Raw genomic sequence first — 6,203 nt, 5'->3', positions numbered from 1 at the left:
TCAGAGAAAGGCGCTTTCCCCAACGAGKMTGCAGTCTTCAAGATTTTCTACCTACGCATCCAAGAGCTCTATAAAAAATGGAAGGGTCGTCACGTCGCAAACTGGGCGATGGTCCGGAACCAGCTGCTCATGGACGACAGGATGTCTCAGCTTATGCAGCAATACGATGTTGCTTATTGAATCGATTTACACAAAACTCTTGACACACCCTTTTGCTATGGCATGCAAGTGGTCTTAGGAACTTACCGACTCGGTCGAAAGGGGTCCGTTAGTAGTAATAAGTTAAAACAAGCTAAATACCATTGGCAGTTATATCACCAAATTGAAGGGCATAGTCGACTACAAAGTTTGTATGAATTAGGCTGTTGGGCTTGGGTAAAAGGCACTAAGATTGGATTAAAAGAGAAAGAAGTTGATGAATGATATGAATATTGCTGTAGCTGGTACAGGGTATGTAGGTCTCTCTTTAGCGACGCTTTATCTCAGCATCACCACGTAACGGCGGTAGATATTGTCAAAGAAAAAGTAGATTTGATTAACCAAAGAAAATCGCCAATTCAAGATACGTATATAGAAAAATATTTAGCCGAAAAGAACTTAAATTTGACAGCGACTTTGGATGCTGAAAGTGCTTATACGAATGCAGATTTTATCATTGTTGCAACGCCTACAAATTATGATCCGCAGAAAAATTTTTTTGATACTTCCTCTGTAGAGGCAGTCATTAAACTGGTTATGAAATATAATCCTACAGCTGTTATGGTCATCAAATCGACGATTCCAGTCGGGTATACGAAAACAATCCGAAAAAAAATGGGGACAAAGAACATTATCTTTAGTCCAGAATTTTTGCGAGAAAGTAAGGCTCTTTACGATAATCTGTATCCTAGCCGCATTATCGTAGGTACTGATTTGCAGGATGAACGCTTAGTTAAAGCTGCACAAACTTTCGCTGCTTTGTTGCAGGAAGGTGCGATTAAAAAAGATATTCCTACCATACTTATGGGGATGACTGAAGCGGAAGCAGTAAAGTTGTTTGCAAATACCTATCTGGCCATGCGGGTTTCTTACTTTAATGAATTAGATACCTATGCAGAAATGAAAGGTTTGAAAACGCAGGAAATCATCGAAGGGGTTTGCTTAGATCCGAGAATTGGCGAGTTCTATAATAATCCATCTTTTGGATATGGTGGATATTGTTTGCCTAAAGATACAAAACAACTTTTAGCCAATTATGGTGATGTGCCAGAAAATCTTATTCGAGCTATCGTTGATTCTAATCGGACTCGAAAAGATTTCATTGCAGATCGGGTGCTTCAATTAGCTGGTTATTATCACTATGGAAGTACTTATGATCCGAATCAGGAACAATCGATGACCATTGGCGTATATCGCCTTACAATGAAATCAAATTCAGATAATTTTCGCCAGAGCTCTATTCAAGGTGTCATGAAACGTATTAAGGCCAAAGGTGCAAAAGTTATTATCTATGAACCCACATTGAAAAATGGCAGTACTTTCTTTGGCAGCCGAGTTATCAACAACTTGGATACATTTAAGAAAAATAGCCATGGCATCATTGCGAATCGGTATGACCATTGCTTGGATGATGTCAAAGAAAAAGTTTATACTCGGGATTTATTTGAAAGAGATTAGAGTTTTTCTTTTTATCCGTTCTGTTAGGAGAGAATCAAATGATTAAACAAATATATTCTTTAGTTTTATCTACTATTACAGCTGTTGCTGGTATCGATATGGCTAAAAAGTTTGATGCACGTTTACGCTTTCATCGTAGTTTAAATTTATCTTTTCCTAAAACATTGGCGGATAAAGTGTCTTATCTTGAATTGCACGGGGAAAATTCCTTAATAGTTACTTGTACTGATAAATATGATGTAAGAGAATATATTACAAGAAAAATGGGGGGGGGAGATAGTCTTTTAATTCCAGTAGTTGGAGGTCCATGGAATAGCGTAGAAGAAATTGACTTTGACAAATTGCCTAAGAGCTTCGTATTAAAAGCGACTCATGGATGTAAAATGAACTATTTTGTTCCTGATAAACAACGATTAGATATTCATCAATGCAAAAGAGAGATGAATCGATGGTTGAATACTACATATGGCACGTATTCGATGGAACCTCATTACACTAGAATTCCTCATCGAATTTATGCAGAAGCATATCTCCAAGAAATGAGTATGATCACAGACTATAAAATTCATTGTTTGAATGGCGTGCCACAATTTATCCTGACCGTAACAAATCGGATAGCTGATGGAGATAAAGCGATGAAGGCCACTTTAGATTTATTTGATTTGAATTGGAACCCTATATCAGGGCTTAGATCTTCAGGAAGCGAGGTTGCCGGAAATGGGAATATTCCCAAGCCGGCTAATCTTGATAAAATGATTGAAATTGCAAAAACTCTTTCATCAGATTTTAAGTTTGTCAGAGTGGATTTATATGATATAAATAATAAAATTTTATTTGGTGAATTAACATTTTCCCCAGCGTGTTGCATTTTCCCATATTTTTTGGATAGCTTCAATAAGAAAATGGGGAAGTTGTTAACTTTGTAGTTGTATGTTAGTGAAGGAAAATAACATGATAAATGTTCAAGTGCTTGTCAGCTGTATGTATCAAGATAAAAATATTCTAAATGAATCTAATCTATTTCATGATGCGGTTGTTATTAATCAATGTGATTGTTCTGATGAGAAAGTATGCAATTTTAATAACAATATTATATGGGTAGATTCTCCTGAAAGAGGGTTATCCCGAAGCAGAAATAGGGCAATAGTATTATCATCAGCATATATTTGTATTATTTCTGATGATGATGAGTTGTTTGTTGATGATGTGCATACAAAAGTTGCTACTGTTTATGCGGAACATCAAGATGCAGATTTAATTATCTTCGATATAAAGAATCATAATAATAAATTAAAGCAGCAACTTCATTATTTATCAATCATTGAACTTTTTCACGTTTCTTCTGTATGCATAACTTTTAAGAGGAACAGTATACTTCGTAAGGGGATAATATTTGATATAAATATGGGATCTGGGACTGGTAATGGGGGTGGAGAAGAAGTTGATTTCCTTTTACGCTGCTACAAGAAAGGTTTAAAGATATTGTATTATCCGTTAGCCATTGCATCTCTGAAGGAAAGCAAATCTAAGTGGTTTTCAGGATATGATGAAAAATTTTTTTACCAAAGAGGTACTTCTACAAGGCATATGTTGGGATTGCCATTATCGATTCTTTATGCTTTTTATTATGCATATTCTCACAAGCATTTGTATGAAAAAAATATTTCTATATGGAAGGCTTTACGCCAAATGCTTAATGGAATAATTGATAATAAGATTAAATCTAATTTATAAGCCAAGTATCTGTTCATAATGTGGATATCCTCATATTACATAAGCTGCTTATTATCCATTAATATTGGATAAATGGATTCAATTACATGATATGTTTTCATTTGTAAAAATCACTAGGTTCCTATAATGGCCTGTTATTCTAGCCAGTTAATTTTTTAGATTGAATAGAATGCAGGAACGAGATATGCTAATTATCAATTACATATCCGGTATTGCTATATCAATGTATTATTTAATTCATTGTTGGAGGCATACTTAATACATGAAATTAATATTGGAGGCATAAATGTTTAGTCTAATCATTTATTGGGGAAACTGTATTTTTTCAATGCTATTAGCTAAGTTGGGTGTATTGATTAACCGGCAAAAGACAACTTTATTAGCGATAGTATCTTCAATTCCAATTTTTTTTATAACAGCAATTCGCTATGATGTGGGAACAGACTACTTCAGCTATCGGTCTATATTTGAGGCCATGCAGTATGCCGGACCAGATCGTTTCGAATGGTTATTTTATATTATGAATAGAATACTTGGCTTCTTTTCAAGTGATCCACAAATGGTCTTTGTAGGATCTGCATTGATATTTCTCATTTGTTCATATAAACAAATTTTTCTTGATTCGCCAAATCCTTCATTGAGTATTTTTTTACTTATGGGAAGTATGATTTATTTCACCTATTTAAATGCTTTGAGGCAGTTAACTGGATGTGCTATTTGTTTTTTAGCTCTTGGTTATGCCTATAAGAGGAAAGTAATACCTTTTGTAATTTTGATAATATTAGGTGCAGGATTTCATTCTATTTGTTGGTTATTTTTAATTACCTATTTTTTCACATTTATAAAAGTTAATATTAAAAAATCGATAATTTTAATTGCTCTTACAATTGTGTTTTCACAAGTCGTTGTAGGATTAGTTAATACTACACTTACTGATTCAATATATAGGAATTATATAATACATGATTCCGATATTGATAAACTAGTAACTTTTGTCCCTATAAACATCGCAGTGTGGCTTTTCAGTGTCATTTTTTATAATAAAGAAAATCCTAAATATAAATTATATCTTAATTGTCAGTTTGCCATGGTATTGTTAGCTATGTTTTATTGGCAAATTCCCTTGGTAACGAGAGTAATGTGGCTACTTTGGCTGCCTCAAACGGTTTTGATTCCTATGGCATTAGAGGGGATAAGTTCTAAGCTTTTACGAATATTTTTTATTGTTGCTATTGTTATTCTCTTTTTTGTATATTCTTCTTATTCAATAGCTGTTAATTTTTCACATAATGTGGTTCCTTACCAGACCTGATTTTTTGGTAAAGGAAAAACATTATCATTAGTTCAGGGGGGATTAATTCGAAATTTCCTTAATGCTACAGTTTTGATTTTTGCAAATTTAAAGTTAGCTGAGACGCATCACTTGATATATATGATTGACTTATATTATCATCTGTCTCTTTGGGAAATTACAATTATATTTATGAAATATCACTGAGAAATTAAGTGATTTAAAAAAATAAATTATTAGGCATACAGTCAAATTGAAATATAAACGACTTGTAATATAACGAAAAACTTATTGAAAATTCATTAAACTATAATGACAGATATTAATGAGGTGGATTAGAGTGATTCCAAAAATTATCCATTATTGTTGGTTTGGTAGAAAAGAAAAGCCAGATAGCGTAAAACAGTGCATAAAATCCTGGGAGAAGTATTGCCCAGATTATGAAATTAAAGAATGGAATGAATACAATTTCGATATTTATGCCAATGATTATTGCAAGGAAGCCTATGCAGCAAAATGGTGGGCTTTTGTGGCCGACTATGCTAGGCTTCTTGTCCTCTATAAATATGGCGGTATCTATATGGATACCGATGTGGAAGTAATACAACCATTTGATCCATTGCTGAATCACAATGGTTTTCTGTGCTTTGAAAATGACAAAAATGTGTCTATAGGAACATTTGGGGTAACAGTACAGTCGCCGCTGGTTTGTGATTTCCTTAAATCGTATAAAAATAGACATTTTAAAAGAGCTGATGGGACTTATGATATTACAACAAATTTAAAAATCATTACGCAGATATTGGTAGAACAATACGGAATTCGACTTAATGGAAAAGAGCAAGTACTCTTGGGGGATGTATTGGTACTTCCTATGGAAGCCTTTATTGCGAAGTCTTATTTAACAGGCTGGATTATGAAAGATGAAAGAACCTATGCTATTCACCATTATTCAGCTACTTGGCGTGATATGGAGAGCCAGAAACGGGCAGAAATACAGTCTGGTTATGTCAGAAAATATATGCGAATGTGTGAGAAACCATTAGCGCGGATTGCTATGTATCGCACAGTATTTGATTTATATGGAATAAAAGGGTTTGTTAGCAAGGTTTTTCATCATATTATGCATTAAAAATGTATTTAAGGGGGAGGATACAGTGAGAAAGATAAAAGCATGTGCGTAGTATAATGAATGACTCGATAAAAATTTGGAACATCTAAACTAATTTCTAGATAGAATAGAATTATAACTTGTAAAATATATATTTCTATGCAGTTTAAGTCTAATGCTTGTTGGTGTAATGTATAATGGGCCTGTGAATTCAGACCAGTACTGAAAATTTTAAGAGTGCATGATATAGTATTAAGTAACGAAAATTGGAGGATGCTATCATGCCAAGAAAAAAGTACACTTCTGAATTTAAGACCAAGATTGTTCTGTCAATTCTTCAAGGCGACAAGGAATTCAATGTCATCTGTTCTGAAAACGGCCTGAACCCAAACATGGTCAMTGAAATGGAAG

General features: G+C 33.8%; 4 protein-coding genes and 2 pseudogenes. All 6 read left to right on the top strand.

What is annotated here, in order from left to right:
- A pseudogene (locus NM10_RS14275) lies at positions 1–180 on the top strand (IS256 family transposase); the annotation flags it as partial.
- Positions 181–424: 244 nt separating this feature from the next.
- Positions 425–1,656 (top strand): annotated as a pseudogene (locus NM10_RS12400) (nucleotide sugar dehydrogenase).
- A gap of 38 nt (positions 1,657–1,694) precedes the next feature.
- Positions 1,695–2,582 (top strand): ATP-grasp fold amidoligase family protein, encoded by an 888-nt coding sequence (locus tag NM10_RS12395; RefSeq protein ID WP_020311883.1) that lies wholly within the window; start codon positions 1,695–1,697, stop codon positions 2,580–2,582.
- Positions 2,583–2,586: 4 nt separating this feature from the next.
- Positions 2,587–3,390 (top strand): hypothetical protein, encoded by an 804-nt coding sequence (locus NM10_RS12390; protein ID WP_239639744.1) that lies wholly within the window; start codon positions 2,587–2,589, stop codon positions 3,388–3,390.
- Positions 3,391–3,676: 286 nt separating this feature from the next.
- Entirely contained in the window at positions 3,677–4,702 is a 1,026-nt protein-coding gene (locus NM10_RS12385) for an EpsG family protein (protein ID WP_020311881.1), read from the top strand.
- Between the two features lie 319 nt (positions 4,703–5,021).
- Positions 5,022–5,813, top strand: a complete 792-nt coding sequence (locus NM10_RS12380) for a glycosyltransferase family 32 protein (RefSeq protein WP_020311880.1) — start codon at positions 5,022–5,024, stop codon at positions 5,811–5,813.
- Positions 5,814–6,203: the final 390 nt, after the last annotated feature.

Origin of the sequence: Megasphaera sp. NM10 (genome assembly GCF_000417505.1) — a bacterium.
Lineage (GTDB): Bacteria > Bacillota > Negativicutes > Veillonellales > Megasphaeraceae > Megasphaera > Megasphaera intestinihominis.
The sequence above is the reverse complement of the archived record's forward strand: the minus strand, read 5'-3'. Positions and strand labels throughout refer to the sequence as shown.

Excerpts from the sequence above, each read along its gene's own strand:
- NM10_RS12395 (WP_020311883.1), top strand. The coding sequence starts at position 1,695 with ATGATTAAACAAATATATTCTTTAGTTTTATCTACTATTACAGCTGTT.
- NM10_RS12385 (WP_020311881.1), top strand. The coding sequence starts at position 3,677 with ATGTTTAGTCTAATCATTTATTGGGGAAACTGTATTTTTTCAATGCTA.
- NM10_RS12390 (WP_239639744.1), top strand. The coding sequence starts at position 2,587 with ATGTTAGTGAAGGAAAATAACATGATAAATGTTCAAGTGCTTGTCAGC.